The following is a 15,988-nucleotide window of genomic DNA, read 5'->3' as shown; positions in this document are numbered from 1 at the left end:
CTACTCAGCACAGGATTACCTGACCAGGCCCGCGGAAGGATCACTCTTGCCCGAAAGACTCTACAGCCGTGCGCGAAACAACGAATTTGTCCATTATGGACAAGAGAAATGGGTAAAGCCGCGGTCAACTGTAAATGATCTTGTTGGTGCGGAACGGTTTAAAGGTGCTTCAGTTGTGCCATTGAAACTGCGAAAAGAAAGGCCCGATCAACCTGGGGTAGGGTTGACCTTGTGCCTCTCGGGATCGAAGCGAGTGCACTGGGGGAGCAAGGTCGGCGTACCGCGCCAAGGGTCGAGTTGCTTGGCCCGGTCAGGGTGGTCAACGCCGACGTGGAGATCGGGCTCGGGCCCGCTCGGCAACGGGCAGTTTTCGTTGTCCTGGCGATGCGGTCCGGGCAGACGGTGTCCCGGGCTGAGCTGGTCGAAGCGGTGTGGGGCCGCTCCGCGCCTGCCAGCGCCGACGGCAGCGTCTACACCTACATGTCCGGCCTGCGGCGGACACTCGGCGACCTCGGCCGTGAACTCATTGTGTCCTCAGGAAACGGTTACTCGTTGCGTGTGGACTCCCAGCAGGTGGACGTCACGCTGTTCGACGAGCTCTGCGAGCAGGCGAACGCGTTGGCGGCACGGGGAGACCACCGTGGCGTGACCGAAAAGCTCGGCGAGGCACTGGTGTTGTGGCGCGGCGAGGCGTTCGCCGGTGTGCCAGGACCTTTCGCCGAGCAGGAACGCACCAGGTTGGAACAGGCCAGGCTGCGCGCGGTCGAGACGTTCGCCCGGGCACGGCTGGAACTGGGCGACCACGTCGAGGTCGCCGCGGACCTGGAAGTCCTGGTTCGTGACCATCCACTGCGGGAGTCGTTGCGGGAACTGCTGATGATCGCACTGGCCCGCAGCGGCAGGCACGCGGAGGCGCTTGACGTGTTCGCCGACGCGCGCGCGACCTTGTTGCGGGAGCTGGGAGCGCATCCAGGCCCGGCGTTGTGCCAGGTGCACGCCGATGTCTTGGCGGGCAACGAGATGTTCCAGGCCGAGCCGGACACGCCACGGCTCGATGTCCGGCCGTGCAGCGCGGCGCGGGACAAGGACCGGCCGTTTGTCGGCAGGCGCGCGGAACTCGAACAAGTCCGTGAGCGACTCGCCGGTGTGTCCCAGGGTGCCGGCGGAGCGATCTGGATCGAGGGCGAGCCGGGCATCGGCAAGTCCGCACTGCTCGGTGCCGCGCTGGCGGACGTCGACATCAACGCCGTGCAGGTCGGCTGGGCCGTGGCCGACGAGCTGGCCGGCCGGTTCCCGCTGCAGATCATGCTGGAATGCCTGGGAATGGGCCGCAAGCTGCCGCAGGGTGAATCAGTTGGTTCGATGATCGAACGAATTTGCGCGACCGGGCCGCTCGTCCTCGTGCTCGACGACATCCAATGGGCCGACGAAGACACCGTGCAGACGTGGCGAAGGCTATGCGAGGCAACGAACCGCTTGCCGCTGCTGTTGATCTGCGCGGCCAACACCGGTCACGGCCGGGCGGAGCTGACCGAGCTGCGGCGCTACATCGAAAGCGGTGCGGAACGAGGCACCGCGATCGCGATGCGGCCGCTCTCCTTTGTGGAGAGTGAAGCGCTGCTGACCGAGCTGGTCGGCGCGCGCCCTGGCCGGGTGCTGCGCCGGATCACCTCCCGCGCCGACGGAAACCCGTTGTACATGCGGGAAGTCGTGAACGCACTGCTGCTCGACGGCGCGGTGGAAATGATCGACGGCGTCGCCTACATCGACGAGTCCAAAGCGGAGGACGCGCCGCGCTCGCTCGTCGCCGCGGTCGAACGATCGTCAAAGTCGTTGTCCGACAGCACGAAAGAGATGCTTGTCTGGGTGGCCGTGCTCGGCCCCGAGGCCACGATCGGCAACATCGCCGCGGTTTCCGAGCGGCCGGTGTGGTATCTCGTGCGCGCGGTGACCGACGCGGTGAACGCGAACGTCCTCGTCGAGGAAGGCCCGAAACTCACCTTCCGCCACCAGCTCATGCGTGACACCGTCTACGGCGGCATCGCGGGGCCCACCCGGGGTGTGCTGCACCGGCAGGCTGCCAAGGTGCTCGCCGAAGCGGGCGCACCGCCGCACCGCGTGTCCGAGCAGTTGGTCGCCGCGGGCGGGTACGTCGAGCCGTGGGTGGCCGGGTGGCTGGCCGAGCACGTCGCCGAGCTCGCCGGGCGCGCTCCGCAGGTCGCCGCGGAACTGCTCGCGCAAGTGATCGACACCTTGGACATCGGCGACCCGAACCGCGAAGTGCTCCAGGCGATCGAGGTGCGGGTGCTGTTCCAGCTCTCCCGTGACCCGGAAGCGAAGGCGCGGCACGCGCTGGCGATCTGCACCGATCCGGTGCTGGCGGCTGAGGTCCGGCAGCTGCTCGCGGCGATCGTGTACCGGCAGGGCAGACGGGTCGAGGCGATCTCGATCCTGACCGAGGTACCGGTGGATCCGGCGTTGCCGGAGCAGTGGCGGCTGCGGCACCGGGCTTTGCTGGCGTACCTGCGGCGCGACATGAGCAACATCGACACCGCCGAGATCGCGGCCAAGGACGCTTACGAGGAAGCGATCACGGCGGGTGACAGCTTCTACGCGGCGCACGCCTTGCAGACCAGGTGGCTGGTCGACTCGATGCGCCGCGACCACCTCGCGGCGCTGCGGCACGTGGACGAGGCGATCGACCTTGTGCGGGAACGCAAAGAGTACGTCGGAATGCAGTACGACTTACTGGACAACAAGATCTACACGCTGCAGAACCTCGACCGGCTGGACGAAGCCGACGCCACCCTGGGTGTGGCGGCCGACATCTGCCCGGTGAACGGACTGCCGATCGGACTGCACGTGACCGCCGCGGTGCACCATTACTGGCGGGGCCGGTGGGACGAGGCGCTGCAGGCGCTCACCACCATCACCGGCGACGGGCCGACGATCACGTACGCCGGTCTGATCGACGCGGGACCGGCGAGGTTGTTGCTGCACGGGCTGTTCTCGTTGATCGCCGGACGCCGTGGCGATCACATCGCGGCAACCGCCCACCTGGACGTGGCCGAGCACTATCTCGTGACCACCAAGGCGGAGTTGGAGAACTTCGATTTCGTCCTGGCCGCACGCGCGCTCGTCGCTGTCCAAGTCGGGGACTTGCGACGGGGGTACGAGGAACTTGCGCCGATCCTGCAACCGGGTTACGCCGGGATGATGCTGCGCCACCAGTGGCTGCCGCCGCTGGTTCGAGTCGCCATCAAACTGGGCGACTGGGAGAAGGTCGAGCAGGCCGTCGAGGTGCTCGAGCTGGAGGCCGCCAGGGAACCTGTGCCCGCGCGGGCTTTCTGCGCGCTGCACCGATGTACCGCGTTGCTCACGCGCGATCCCGAGCCGGGGCTGGTCGCGGCGGAGCACTATCGGCGGGTGGGCAGGCCGATCGAGCTGGCGTCGACACTCGGCGACGTCGCCGAACTGTTCGCCGAACGCGGGCTCTTCTCCGATGCCCGCGCCGCCTTTGCCGAGGCCGCGGCGATCTTCGCGGAAGTCGGGGCCCAATGGGACCTGGACTCCACGTCGGCCAGACTGGCCGAGCTCGGCATGTGACGCCACGGCCCTTGCCGCATCTAGATGACACCCGCTCGTAGGGCGTAAGCCACCGCGTGTGCCCTGTTGCGCAGGTGCAGCCGGCTCGTCATGTTGAAGATGACGTTCTTCACGGTCCGCTCGGAGTACGCCAGTTCCTTGGCGATCTCCTCAGTGCCCCAGCCTTCCGCGATCAGCCGCAGCACGTCCACCTCACGAGGTTCGAGGCCGGACGCGCTCAACCCGTTGGGAGCCAGCACTTCCTGCTGCAGCACCTTGATCCGGCGCAGCAGGGTGCCGAGTACATCGCGGGGCATGACGCCGTTGCCTGCGGCAGCGGCCACGATGCAGTCGACCAACTGGTCTCCGGTGACGGAGTTCTTCGGCAGTATCGCGACGACGTGGCACTCGACCAGAGTCAGCAGTGGCGCCTCGCCAAGCTCGCCGGTCATCAGGACAGTCGGCAGCCCCCCGTCGGCTGCCGAATTCCTCAACCGTGCCAACGCTTCCGGGCCCACCCGCTCGGTCGACAGCACCTGCACGTCGGCCTGATCCCGCTGTTCGACCACCAAGACCTCCGGTCTCTGCTGGAGGTAGCTGGACAGCCCAACGTAGGTGATGGGATCGGTGGCTTGTATGACGACCTTTACCCGTTCCATCGCGCCTTCCCGACATGCTCGCCTGTGGAATGGGATTAAGTCTTGGCCAAAGGCCTTCATAAACTCTTGCCGCGATTTGAACGAACCCGCAAGTAACCTTGACGGCGATGGTGACAGGGGTCACCCAGACGGCGGAATGTCCGGATAGATCCGGTTTGTGCTCTCGCCCGGCTGAAGTATTCAAGCTCATCCGGCGCGGAAGGAGAAGACGTTTCACCTGTTCGGCGTCTTTTGGACAGTCAGATCTGCCCTGTTGGTCAGGGGACTGGGTGGTTACGGAGCGTCATAAAGTAGTGTGAAAGGCATCACACTAGGGAATTTCACAGGAAGCTCATAAAAACTTTCGCATATGCGCAGGGTGTTCCTTTCCCGACTTCCGGCTGTGCTGGAATGGACTACTGCACGGTATCCTCGCGGGAGATGTCGGGGGTGAGAGATGGCGGCGGAGCCGGTTGAGCCCCTGCGTGTCCAGGTGCTCGGAACAGTCAGTGCGTGGCGGGGCGAGGAGCAGCTCGACCTCGGTTCAGGCAGGCAACGCGCGGTGTTCGCGGCGCTGGCGATGCGCGCCAACCGTGTTGTGTCACGGGAAGATCTGGTCTCGTCGGTGTGGGGGGACAACCCGCCGACCGGTGCCAGCGGCAGTCTCTACACATACGTGTCGCGGTTGCGGCGTGTGCTGGAACCCGATCGGTCCAGGTGGTCCGGCGGGCAGACGCTGGTCTCCGCGGGATCCGGGTATTCCTTGCAGCTCGGCGACGGCCAGTTGGACGTCATCGAGTTCGACCGGCTCAGGGAATCAGCCAACGAGCTGTGGAACCGCCGTGACTTGACCGCGGCGAAGGCCGCGATGGACGCCGCGCTCGCGCTGTGGCACGGCGAGGCACTGGCCGGAATCCAGGGCCCGTCCGCTGCCTTGCACCGCAAGCGGTTGGCTGAGCTGAGACTGGCCGCGCTGGAACGCAGGGCCGAGATCATGCTCGGCTCGGGCGACATCAATGGTGCGGTAACAGAGCTTTATCGGTTGGCCAGCGCGCATCCCTTGCGGGAAAGCCTGCGCGGCCTGCTGATGACCGCACTGCACCGGGGCGGACGGGATCCCGAGGCGCTAGAGGTCTACGAAGAGACCAAACAGATCTTGATCGAGCAGCTCGGCATCGAGCCGGGTGCCAACCTGCGCCGCGTGTACAACGAGATCGTCGCCCGGCCGACGGCCAGCACGCCCGCGCCGCGGACACCCTCGCTGGCGAAGGTCGCGATGCCGGACGTGTTCGTCGGGCGCGGCAACGAGCTTTCGGCGTTGCGCAACAGGCTCGCCGACGCTTTGCACGGCTCCGGAGCCGCGGTGTGGGTCGAAGGTGAGTCGGGCATTGGCAAGTCCGCGCTGTTGTCCGCGGCGCTGGGGGACGCGGCCGACCGCGGCGGCCAGCTGCTGTGGGCGGCGGGTGACGAGGTCGGCAGACGGTTTCCCCTTGGCCTGATCACCTCCTGTCTTGGTGTCGAAGTCCGGTCGACGGATCCGCGCCGGGTGGCGGTCGCGGAGTCCTTGCGTGCGGGCGAATCAGGCAACCCGCAGCCGTGGCATCCCGAGGATCCCTTGCTGGCCGCCGTCGAGCAGCTGATCGATCTGGTCGACCAGCTGTGCGCGGACGGGCCGGTGGTCCTGGTTCTCGACGATCTGCAGTGGGCCGACGACGCGAGCCTGTTGGTATGGCACCGGTTGGTCCGGTTGACCCGTCAGCTGCCCTTGCTGCTCGTCGGTTCCGCGCGGCCGTTGCCGCGCCGGGCGGAGCTGGACCAGCTCCGGTCGGTCGTGTCGACGTGGGGCGGTGACCTTCATCTGCTCGAGCCGCTCGACGAGGCGGGCACGGCCGAGCTGGCCGGCAGGCTGATCGGTGCCGAGCCGGGGCCGACCTTGCTGGGGCTGACCGACAGCGCCGCGGGCAATCCGGCGTTCATCCGCGAGATCGTGCACGCCTTGGTACGGGACAAGGCCGTTACGATCGCCGACGGCGTCGCCGATGTCGACGACATCGATATCGAAGGACTGACCACGGCGCAGCCGACGTTGGCGTCGGTCGTGACGCGGCGGACCGGTCATCTGGCGAATCTCACCAAGGACGCGTTGCGGTGGGCCGCGTTGCTCGGCGTCGAGTTCGACCTCGGTGATCTGGCGACGGTGATGACGCGCCCGGCGTCCGAGCTGATCAGGGCGATCGAAGAGGCGACGGCCGCGGGCGTGCTGCGTGAGGCAGGACAGCGCTTCGCGTTCCGGCACCCGTTGGTGCGTCGCGCTTTGTACGAGGCGATGCCCGAGGCCGTCCGCGTCGCCCTGCACCGGCAGGCAGCCGAGACCCTCGACGAGGCTGGGGCCCAAGTTTCGTTGGTGGCAGCCCAGTTGCAAGGTGCGGGCGTGCCGGTGGACGCATGGGTAACGCGGTGGCTCATCGCCAACACCAACGCAGTCGCCCGCCGATCGCCGACCAACGCGGCCGAACTGCTGGAACGCGCCATCACCAGTCCAGGACTGCGCGACGAGGCAAGAGAAACGCTCACCGCGAGGCTGGCACGGGTCAAGTTCTGGCTCGGCCGCAGCCCTGAGGCCGAAGCGCGGTCGGTGCTCGCGATGACCACCGATCCGGAGCGGGCCGCGGAAATGCGCCTTGTTCTGGCCTATTTGGACTATCTCGGTCACGACAACGCCCGGGCGATCGAGGCGCTCGACCAGGTGATCGGCGACCCGGACGTACCGGAGCACTGGCGGGCCCGGCACCAGGCGCTGCGGTGGATGGTCGTCCGAAGTGGACTCTACGACCCGGTGTCGGCCGAGCAGGACGCGGCGGCCGAACTGGCGAAGGCACTCGAGGACAAGGATGCCTTCTCCATCGCGCAGTGGTCACAGTACTTGTGGCTGACCGCGTCGATGTTGCGCAAGCACCCGGAGGCACTCGAGCACATCAACGTCTCGATCTCGGCCATCTCGGGCCAGACCGAGCTGGCGGACCTGCTGGTCAGCTTCCTGGACAACAAGATGTTCACGCTGCAGAACCTCGACCGGCTCGACGACGCGGGACAGACCCTGGACGCGGCACGGCATCTGGTCAGCCGGGTGAACCTGCCGAGTGGCCCGCACATCGCCGCGGCCGTGCACTACTTCTGGCTCGGCCGGTGGGACGAGGCACTGGCCGATTTGGACTCGGTGATGCGCGACGGACCGGAGATCACCTTCTACGGTCTGCGCCAGCACGGCGTGATCCGTCTGCTGCACGGCACGGCCGCGTTGATCGCCGTGCACCGGGATGATTCGGTGAGCCTTGAGCGACACCTGAAGATGGCGGCGGAGCTGACCGATCCGACGCCGGAAGCCAAGGACAACATCGACTTCCTGATGATGGCCCAGGCGCTGGCCGCCGAGCAGCGCGGCCGCTCGACCGAGGCGCTCCAGATCCTCACGCCGGCGCTGGATCACGGCTACTCCCGGATGATGTTGCGGCACCAGTGGTTGCCCAAGCTCGTCCGGCTCGCGATCGACCTCGGCGAGCACGATCTGGCCGAGCAGGCCTTGAAGGTCTGTGAGACCGAAGCCGAAATGGAGGTCCGCCCGGCAAGGGCGGCCGCCGCGGTGCAGTGGTGCCGTGGGCTGATCGAACAGGACCCGGGCGCGCTGCTGACCGTGGCCAAACACTTCGCGGTGACCGGCCGCAAGGTCGAACACGGCATGGCCGCCGAGGACGCGGCGATCCTGCTGGCAGCCGACCGCAGACTGGACGAGGCCCGCGACGCCCTGCACGACGCGATCATCGTCTACACCGAACTCGGCGCGGCATGGGATATTCGCCGCGCCGAGTCCCGGCTGGCGCCGTTCGGCCTGCGGCCGATCACCGTGCCGACCGGCCCGCTGTCCAGAGTGGAGATCCGGATCGCCAGGCTGGTCGCGGCGGGCTGGCCGAACGCGGACATCGCCACCCAGCTTTCGTTGTCCCGCAGCACAGTGCAGATGCACGTGTCCCGGATCCTGCGCAAACTGGGCGTCGACTCCAGGCTGGCGATCACCAACGACTTGATCGGCCAGGGCTAGGGCCGCTGCGGACAGTAAGGTCGCCAACGTGTCGAGCGCATCGGTGGGTAGGCACGTAGTCGTTGTCGGGGCTGGCATCGTCGGTGCGTCGGTGGCTTATCACGCCGCCTGTGCGGGTGCCACCGTGACGTTGGTCGATGCCGGGCGGCCAGGTGCCGGCGTGACGGCGGACTCGTTCGCTTGGGTTGGCGCGTCTGGCGTGCGTGCCGGTCCGGCGGCCGGGATTCGGGCCACCGCGACGGATGAGTACCGCCGTATTGAGGCTGAGTTGCCGGGACTTCCGGTGATCTGGTCCGGCTCATTGAGCTGGCGCGCGGCGGGCGGCGCGCCGGAGGCAGGTCCCGGGCAGGAGATTGTGGACGCGGCCACCGTGATGACGCTCGAGCCCAACCTTCGGCATCCGCCGGAGTGGGCCATATGGGCACCCGGCGACGGCGCCGTCGACGCGGTGGGCGTGACCGAGCGGCTGGTCGCGGGCGCGCGCGACCATGGCGCCCAGGTACATCTGGACACTGCGGTCACCGCGGTCCGCCGGGATGCAGCGGGCCAGGTTGCCGGGGTCGAGACGGCCGTAGGGCCCCTCTCCGCTACGACTGTGGTGTTGGCCGCCGGTGTCGCCACGGCCGCGCTGGGCGCGCCGCTCGGCGTTCGCGTCCCGGTCGAGCCGTCGCCGTGCCCGCTCTTCCGGCTTCGCTCGCCGGCGGGTCTGGTCCGCACCGTGGTCAACACTCAGGACTTCGATCTGCGGCAGGTAACCGCGGACAGACTGATCGCCGCCGCGGACTCGCCCGAACGAACCGTTGCCGCCGTCCGGTCCACTTTCCGCGGTGCCGGGAGCGTCGAGCTGCTCAGCACACGACTCGGAGTACGGCCAATGCCGGCCGACGGCGAGCCGATCGTCGGTCCGGTAGCCGATGTACCCGGTCTCTACCTGGCGGTGATGCACGCGGCGGTCACGCTCGCCCCAGCCATGGGCCGCCTTGTCGCGCGGGAGTTGGTCGACGGCACCGTCGAAGCGGCGTTGTCGGGTTGCCGCCCCGATCGCTTCTAGCGTCCCGAATTTGTCCGGCGCGGCTTGCCGGCGGCAAGGAGACGGGCCCGGGCGGGCGCGAGTTCCTCGGTGGTGACCAACAGGGTCTCGTCGCCGAGTTCGCGGATCAGCTGCATCTCATCCATGCCTTACCCGGCCCTGGCGATGGCGATGTTGCCCTCCAGCCGGGTACCGGCCTCGTAGATCATGTACTCGCGGCCGTTGTAGGTGCCGAAGCTCGGTGCGGCACTGCGGCCGTTGTCGGGTGCGCCGGGCAGCGAGTCGTGCAGGATGCCGAGGTGGCGGCGTTGCGAGAAATCGGCACCGGCCTCGGTGATCAGGATGTTTCCGCCGCTGCCGATGTCGGTGTGGTACGCGACGTACACGCTGCCGTTGCGGAACAACAGATGTGGGCCGGAGATGTCGGACGCGCCGACGTCGGTGTGCCGGATCAACGGGGTCTGCGCGAACGTCCAATCGCGAGCGTTCGCCGACCAGCCCCAGCCGATGTCCCGGTGGTTCGCGCTGGTGTTGGTCATGAAGACCATGACGTAGCTGGCGTTGCGGGACGGCAGTGAGTGCTGGAAAACGCGGGCGTACGAGGTTTCGGTGCTGTTGGGGATGAGCCTGGTCGACAGGACTTCCTTCTCGTAGCGGAAATTGATGCCGTCGGCCGAACTGGCCAGGCGTGTCACCGTGTTCTCACCGTGGAAGTACAGGTACATCCGCTTGGCTGCGTCGTTCCACATCGCGTGCGGTGACGAGACATGCGACACCGAGTACTCGCCTGGCCAGTTCCGGGAGATGATCGGGTTGTTCGGGTACTCGGTGAACTCCTCCTCAAGGGAGTTCGCGTAGGCCAGACAGATGCCGCCTGGTGCGTCGTGCGGCGCGTAGTACAGGTAGTACGCCCCCAATGCGTTGGGAATACGTCCTTTGGTGCCACGGATGCACGGGAAGATCAGCTCGTTCGTCGGGTTGTACTTCAGCTTGCTCTTCACCAGTGCCAGGCGCAGGTACTTGTAGTCGGGGAAGCCTGCGGGGGCGGCCTCCGCCGGGGTCGCTCCGAGTCCCAAGGCGACACCGGCGGTGGAAGTCAACAACTGGCGACGGCTCATGGTCATACGTATTATTCAAGCACGTTTGAGCAAAATGTAACCATCTTGCTCGGCAACTGTCCGGTATTCTGTCTCGCGCAGTCCGGCCAGCTCGGCGGCTTGTGCGGCTGCCGACGTCGGCCAGTTCGCGAAGTGCGTGTCCACCACGATCCACTCCGCGTCCGTGGCGGTACGCGGCCGTATCGCGGGGAACAACTGCACCGTGGTGCGGTCGGTCAGCTGAGGTGCGAGCCGGTTCGACGCGGCGACCGTGGCACCGTCCGGGATCATGTCCATCAACCTGTGCGCGGTAGCGACCCGGGGATCCGCCTGCCACGTCGTTGCGTTGGTGAGTTTGCTGAGCGGTAGCGTGGTGATCCCGATGACTGACGCGACAACGCAGACCGAGAGGACCACCCGAAGCGCCTTGCGATACGTCTGCGCGGGCAGGATCAGTTTGCCTTTGGCCAGGGCGTCGGCCAGCGCGAGGAAGACGATCGGCATCAGTACGGCGTTGTAGTGGAAACCTGCTTCCCAGTGCGACTGGTTGACCGACAGCAGGCGCCACAGCAGCGTCGGTACGGCGATCAGGCTCACCGGTGAGAGCAACGCGAGCAGCGCGGTCGGCGCGAACACCGAGAGCAGCAGGACCAGCTTCTTGTCGTGGTCGAACAGCCTGCCGGGCAGGTCGAGCCAGCTGAACCCCTTGCCGAGATCACCGGCGAACCCGTACACCCCGGCCGGGTTCATCGCTGGGATCAGCACCTTCAGGATCAGCAAGAAGCTGACCAGACCGGACGCCATCACCCAGCCGCCGAGCCGCCGCTGGCCCTTGAGCCACAGGTACCCGCCGATCGCCACGACAGTCAGCGGCAAGTCCTCCTTGACCAGGATCAGCGGTGCGGCCCAGCAGACCGCAGCCGTCCACTCTTCGCGCAGCAGCCGCTCGATCGCGAACGCCAGCAGCGGCACGGCGAACGCGACTTCGTGGAAGTCGAAGTCCACAGTGGTCTGCAGGCCCCACGAAAGCCCGTACGCCACCCCGATCACGAACCCGGCCTGGCGGCCCACCATGCTCATCGCGATCCGGGTGACCGGGACGACCGACACCGCGAGCAGACCGGCCTGCGCGAACAGCAGCGTGATCGGGCTGGGGAAGATCCAGTACAGCGGCGCCAGGGTGGCCAGGATGGGGTGGAAGTGGTCACCCAGCATCACGAAACCGGGGCCTTTCAGCTCCGACACCGGTGCCTCGAACCCGGCGTAAGCCCGGACAATCTGCTCGAATATGCCCAGGTCGAAGCCGGTTGTACCGAGTTGACGGTGATTGGTGACCGACAGCAGGCCGTAGAGCGTGAAGAATACGAACGCCAACGGCCAGACACGGAGGGTGACTGAAGTGGGACGAGTGATCAGCACGCGGCCCACACTGGGAACAGCGTGCTGAAGCACGGCTGAAGCTCGCTGAAGACGCCTTCAGCAAGTCGATCACGGAGTGGTTGGGTGAGCGGTGATGCGAATTCTGGTGGTCGAGGACGAGCGGCGGCTGGCCGCTGCGCTCAAACGCGGCCTTGAAGCGAACGCGTTCACCGTCGATGTCGTGCACAACGGCCCCGACGCGGTGTGGATGGCCGAGCAGCGGCCGTATTCCGCGATCGTGCTGGACATCATGCTGCCCGGGATGAACGGCTACCGCGTGTGCGCCGAGCTGCGCCGCTCTGGCGTGACCACCCCGATTCTGATGCTGACCGCGAAGGACGGCGAGTACGACGAGGCTGAAGGCCTGGACACCGGCGCGGACGACTACCTGACCAAGCCGTTCTCGTACGTCGTGCTGATCGCCCGGATCAGGGCGTTGCTCCGACGGGGCCACGCGGCACCAGCGAAGTTGTGTGTGGACGATCTCGTCGTCGACCCCGGATCGGGCACGGTTCGCCGTGGTGGGCGGGAAATCAGCCTGACCGCGCGGGAATTCGCGATCCTGGAGTGCCTTGCCCGCAGGCCGAACCTGGTGCTGAGCAAGGACGAGATCCTCCAGCACGTGTGGGACGAACACTACGAGGGGGATGTCAACGTGGTCGAGGTCCACGTCAGCGCGTTGCGCCGGAAGATCGACCAGCCGTTCGGGCTGCACAGCATCGAAACGGTGCGCGGTATGGGATATCGGTTGGTCGGCCGTGTCGATTAAGTCGTGGTCCACGGGTGTGCGGGCGGCCGTCGCGGCCGGGCTGATCGCACTCGTGCTGTTCACCGCTGGCGCGTTGTGGCTGCGGCTTTCGATCGGCAGTCTGGACGACTCCCGCAACGAAGCCGATGTGGCGGGGGCGCAAGCGCTCACGGATTCACTGATCGCGGTCTGGCAAGCCGGAAAGCCCATCGACACCCGCGACGGCGTGTTCGAAGTGGTGCACAGCGACGGACGCGTGCTGGGCTCGGGAAATGACATCAAGTCGATCGAGGACGCCATCGGCGGGCCGATGCTGCCACCGCCGACCCAGGACGACAGTGCGGGCCGGATCTTCCGATTCCCGGGTGTGCAGACGACCGTCCGGCCGGGGTACAGCACCTCGTGGCCGGCCGGGGAGGTCTATGTCAAGACGATCGACGATGGCCAAGGGCGGATCGCGTTCTACGTCCCTCTCGGTTACCCGGGGCCGACGTCGGCGTCCGATCTGGACATCGTGCTGTGGCTAGGGGTTCCGGCTGCCGCGCTGCTCGTGGTCCTTGTGGCGTGGGCGTCGGCTGCCCGTGCGTTGCGTCCGGTGGAGTGGATCCGGGTGCAAGCCGCCGACATCAGTGCGCACTCGTTGCAACGGCGTGTGGACATTCCGATCCGGCGGTTGGGGATGAGCCGTTTGTCGATCGGTGTCCGTGCCGGGATCGCCGCGACACTGATGTCCGTGGGCCCACTCATCGCAGGTGTTGTGTGGCTGCGGCACGCCGTGGACGACGTGAACACGGCACGGTTCATGGCTGAGACCAGAGCAGCTGATGCCGCCGTGAACGCGATCGCGATCTCCCTGAACCTGGGCGTTCCGATCGTGCCGACAGTCCACGAGTCGACCGCGTATCTCTACGAAGTGGTGTACGCCAATGGGCAGACGGAGTCCAGTCCGGCTGTCGCCGCGGCGGAGACACAGATCGGTCGTGCTCTTCTTCCCGCGCCGAAGGAAAACGTGGTACAGGTGATGTTCCCCGGCGACGTCGTCCAGTTGTCGGATGACGACAGGAAGTGGATCCGGTCGTTGCTGCCCCAGGTGTCTCCACCGGTGAACGTGTGGAAACGCGAGGTGTCGACGCCACGGGGCACGGCCGCCATCTACACCTTCGAGGTGACCAAGACCGACCGCAATCCCGCAGTGGCCATGGACCGGCTCCTGATTCCGGCTGTCCCGGCGTCGATGGTCCTCATCGGACTCGCGGCGTGGCTGGGCACCACGCGGGCCTTGCGACCGGTGGAAAAGATCCGGGAACAGGCAAACGAGATCAGTACCAGTGCGTTGGACCGCCGGGTGTCTGTGCCGCCGACGCGCGACGCGATCACCCGGCTTGCGTTGACGTTGAACGAAATGCTCGACCGGCTGGAGAACTCCGTCAAGGTGCAGCGGCAGTTCATCGCGGACGCGGCACACGAACTGCGCAGCCCGATCGCCAGCCTGCGCACAGTCCTCGAGGTGGCGCATGATCATCCTGATCAGGCGGACTGGCTGGCGGTCGTGCGCGACGCCGTGACCGACACCCGGCGGCTCGAAGCCCTTGCCGAGGATCTCTTGTTGTTGGCGCGTTTGGATTCCGCGCTGCCTTTGCCGACAACCGTGGTTGATCTGTCCGAAGTGGCACACGGCTACGTCGACTGCGCCGAGCTGATCGTTGACGGCCCCGCGTTCGTCACCGGTGACGCGAAACAGCTGGATCGCTTGCTGCGTAACCTTGTTGACAACGCTACGAGGCACGCCGTCTCGACCGTCACCGTGCGCGTGAGGTCCACTGAGGACAGGGAGATCCTTGAAGTGGCCGATGACGGGCCGGGAATCGCGGAGGCCGACCGCGAGCGTGTGTTCGACCGGTTTACCCGCCTCGACGAGGCACGCGACAGCGACGCCGGTGGAGCAGGGCTGGGCCTGGCGATCGCCAGGGAGATCGCTGTCCGGCACGGCGGCACGCTCACGGTCGGTGATCACGCGGTCTTCACGGCCTCCTTCCCCAAGGCCTCGTCCAGCTGATCCCGGTTCAACAGTCCTTCCCAGCGGGCCACCACGAACGTGGCCACGCAGTTGCCGAGCAGGTTGGTGAACACGCGCATCGAGTCCATGATCCGGTCGGCGCCGAGCAGCAACGACACCGCGGCCGCGGGGATCGACCCGACCGCGGCCAGCGTCGCCGACAGGGCGAGGAAAGCCGAGCCGGGAACGCCCGCCATGCCTTTGGACGTCAGCATGAGCACCAGCACGATGACGATCTGATCACCCAGTGACAGCGGCACGCCGACTGCTTGTGCCAGGAACACCGTGGCGAGGGACAGGTAGATCGAGGCGCCGTCCAGGTTGAACGAGTACCCGGTCGGCAGGACCAGCCCGACCGCGGCCTTCTGACAGCCCGCCTGCTCCAGCTTGGCCATCATCCGCGGCATCACCGACTCCGAGGACGCCGTGGCCAGCGCCAGCGCGAACTCCTCCCGCGTGAACCGGATGAACTTCCACAGGTTCACGTCGGCGCCCACCTTGGCGATCACTACCAGGACCAGGCAGAACAGGATCGCGGCACCGTAACAAGCGGCGATCAGCATGCCGAAAGCGCTCAAGGAGGACAGGCCGTACTGGCCGACGATGAACGCCATCGCGCCGAGGGCACCGAGGGGTGCGAGCTTCATGACGTAGCCGACGACCCGGAAGATGATCTGGGTCAGCTCGTCCAGCATCTTGAGCACCAGCGACGGCCCGGAGTGCTCGGCGAACGCGGCCAGCGCGACCCCGAAGAGCACCGAGAACAGCAGGACCTGCAGCAAGCTGTTGGTGGCGAAGGCGTTCACCACGCTGGAGGGGATGATGTTCAGCAAGAACTCGACCGTGCCGGGCAGGTGCGCGCCGCCGGTCTTCTGCTCGACGGCGTTCGGGTCCAGCGTGCTCGGGTCGATGTTCATCCCGTGTCCGGGGCCGACGATGTTGCCCACGAGCAAGCCGAGGGCCAGTGCCGCGGTGGTGACGACTTCGAAGTAGATGATCGCCTTCAGGCCGATCCGGCCGACCGCCTTGAGGTCGCCCACCTTCGCGATCCCGGTGACCACCACGCAGAAGATCAGCGGGGCGATGATCATCTTGATCAGCTTGATGAACCCGTCCCCGATGGGCTTGAGATCGGCGCCGAAGCCCGGCCAGATCGCACCGACCGCCAGCCCGGCCACGACCCCGGCCAGCACCTGGAAGAACATCGACCGGTGCATGCCACGCATCCAAGTCCTCCTCTTAGTGGAAACTTTCTTCCACGAAAGGGAAACCTGCCGGTGTTTCCCCGGGGTAACGCGGTTGCTACGGGTCGGACGGGG

10 protein-coding genes are annotated in these 15,988 nt (G+C 66.7%); 5 read left to right on the top strand and 5 right to left on the bottom strand.

Annotated features, from left to right (window positions below; translation table 11 throughout):
• The first annotated feature begins 231 nt into the window (after positions 1–231).
• Positions 232–3,606: an ATP-binding protein gene (locus B9C43_RS21030; protein WP_143446486.1), complete on the top strand. Its 3,375-nt coding sequence runs from the start codon at positions 232–234 to the stop codon at positions 3,604–3,606.
• A gap of 20 nt (positions 3,607–3,626) precedes the next feature.
• Here the strand turns inward: B9C43_RS21030 and B9C43_RS21025 are convergent, their stop codons facing one another.
• Positions 3,627–4,244: a helix-turn-helix transcriptional regulator gene (locus tag B9C43_RS21025; protein ID WP_033392278.1), complete on the bottom strand. Its 618-nt coding sequence runs from the start codon at positions 4,242–4,244 to the stop codon at positions 3,627–3,629.
• A 436-nt stretch (positions 4,245–4,680) separates the two neighbouring features.
• On the opposite strand from B9C43_RS21025, the gene B9C43_RS21020 reads away from it, so the two are divergent.
• Positions 4,681–8,319 (top strand): ATP-binding protein, encoded by a 3,639-nt coding sequence (locus B9C43_RS21020; protein ID WP_084428602.1) that lies wholly within the window; start codon positions 4,681–4,683, stop codon positions 8,317–8,319.
• A gap of 28 nt (positions 8,320–8,347) precedes the next feature.
• Positions 8,348–9,370 (top strand): NAD(P)/FAD-dependent oxidoreductase, encoded by a 1,023-nt coding sequence (locus B9C43_RS21015; RefSeq protein ID WP_327222729.1) that lies wholly within the window; start codon positions 8,348–8,350, stop codon positions 9,368–9,370.
• Here the strand turns inward: B9C43_RS21015 and B9C43_RS59615 are convergent.
• The 3 genes from B9C43_RS59615 to B9C43_RS21005 are packed head-to-tail and all read right to left on the bottom strand — an operon-like array spanning position 9,367 to position 11,865.
• The gene (locus B9C43_RS59615) at positions 9,367–9,495 is read right to left on the bottom strand and encodes a hypothetical protein (RefSeq protein ID WP_268811575.1); all 129 of its coding nucleotides are present in this window, start codon (positions 9,493–9,495) and stop codon (positions 9,367–9,369) included. The two genes, B9C43_RS21015 and B9C43_RS59615, sit on opposite strands and share 4 nt — an antisense overlap.
• A gap of 3 nt (positions 9,496–9,498) precedes the next feature.
• Positions 9,499–10,473 carry a glycoside hydrolase family protein gene (locus tag B9C43_RS21010; protein ID WP_084428600.1) on the bottom strand — a complete coding sequence of 325 codons (975 nt, stop codon included), beginning with the start codon at positions 10,471–10,473 and terminating at the stop codon, positions 9,499–9,501.
• A gap of 9 nt (positions 10,474–10,482) precedes the next feature.
• Positions 10,483–11,865: a DUF2079 domain-containing protein gene (locus B9C43_RS21005; protein WP_160096614.1), complete on the bottom strand. Its 1,383-nt coding sequence runs from the start codon at positions 11,863–11,865 to the stop codon at positions 10,483–10,485.
• A 94-nt stretch (positions 11,866–11,959) separates the two neighbouring features.
• Between B9C43_RS21005 and B9C43_RS21000 the strand changes: the two genes are divergently transcribed.
• A complete protein-coding gene (locus B9C43_RS21000; protein ID WP_084428598.1) occupies positions 11,960–12,634 on the top strand; it encodes a response regulator transcription factor in 675 nt (224 codons plus the stop codon).
• On the top strand, positions 12,624–14,669 hold the full coding sequence (locus B9C43_RS55700) for a sensor histidine kinase (protein WP_200825625.1): 2,046 nt from the start codon (positions 12,624–12,626) through the stop codon (positions 14,667–14,669). Before B9C43_RS21000 ends, B9C43_RS55700 begins: the two co-directional genes overlap by 11 nt.
• Here B9C43_RS55700 and dctA read toward each other — a convergent pair.
• Complete coding sequence (gene dctA, locus B9C43_RS20990) at positions 14,624–15,895, bottom strand: C4-dicarboxylate transporter DctA (RefSeq protein WP_033392282.1); 1,272 nt, start codon at positions 15,893–15,895, stop codon at positions 14,624–14,626. The genes B9C43_RS55700 and dctA overlap by 46 nt on opposite strands.
• Between the last annotated feature and the right edge of the window lie 93 nt (positions 15,896–15,988).

Source organism: Kibdelosporangium aridum (genome assembly GCF_900176515.1).
In the GTDB taxonomy this organism is placed as follows: Bacteria; Actinomycetota; Actinomycetes; order Mycobacteriales; family Pseudonocardiaceae; genus Kibdelosporangium; species Kibdelosporangium aridum.
Note: the sequence above shows the minus strand (reverse complement) of the source record. Positions and strands in the feature narration are given on the sequence as shown.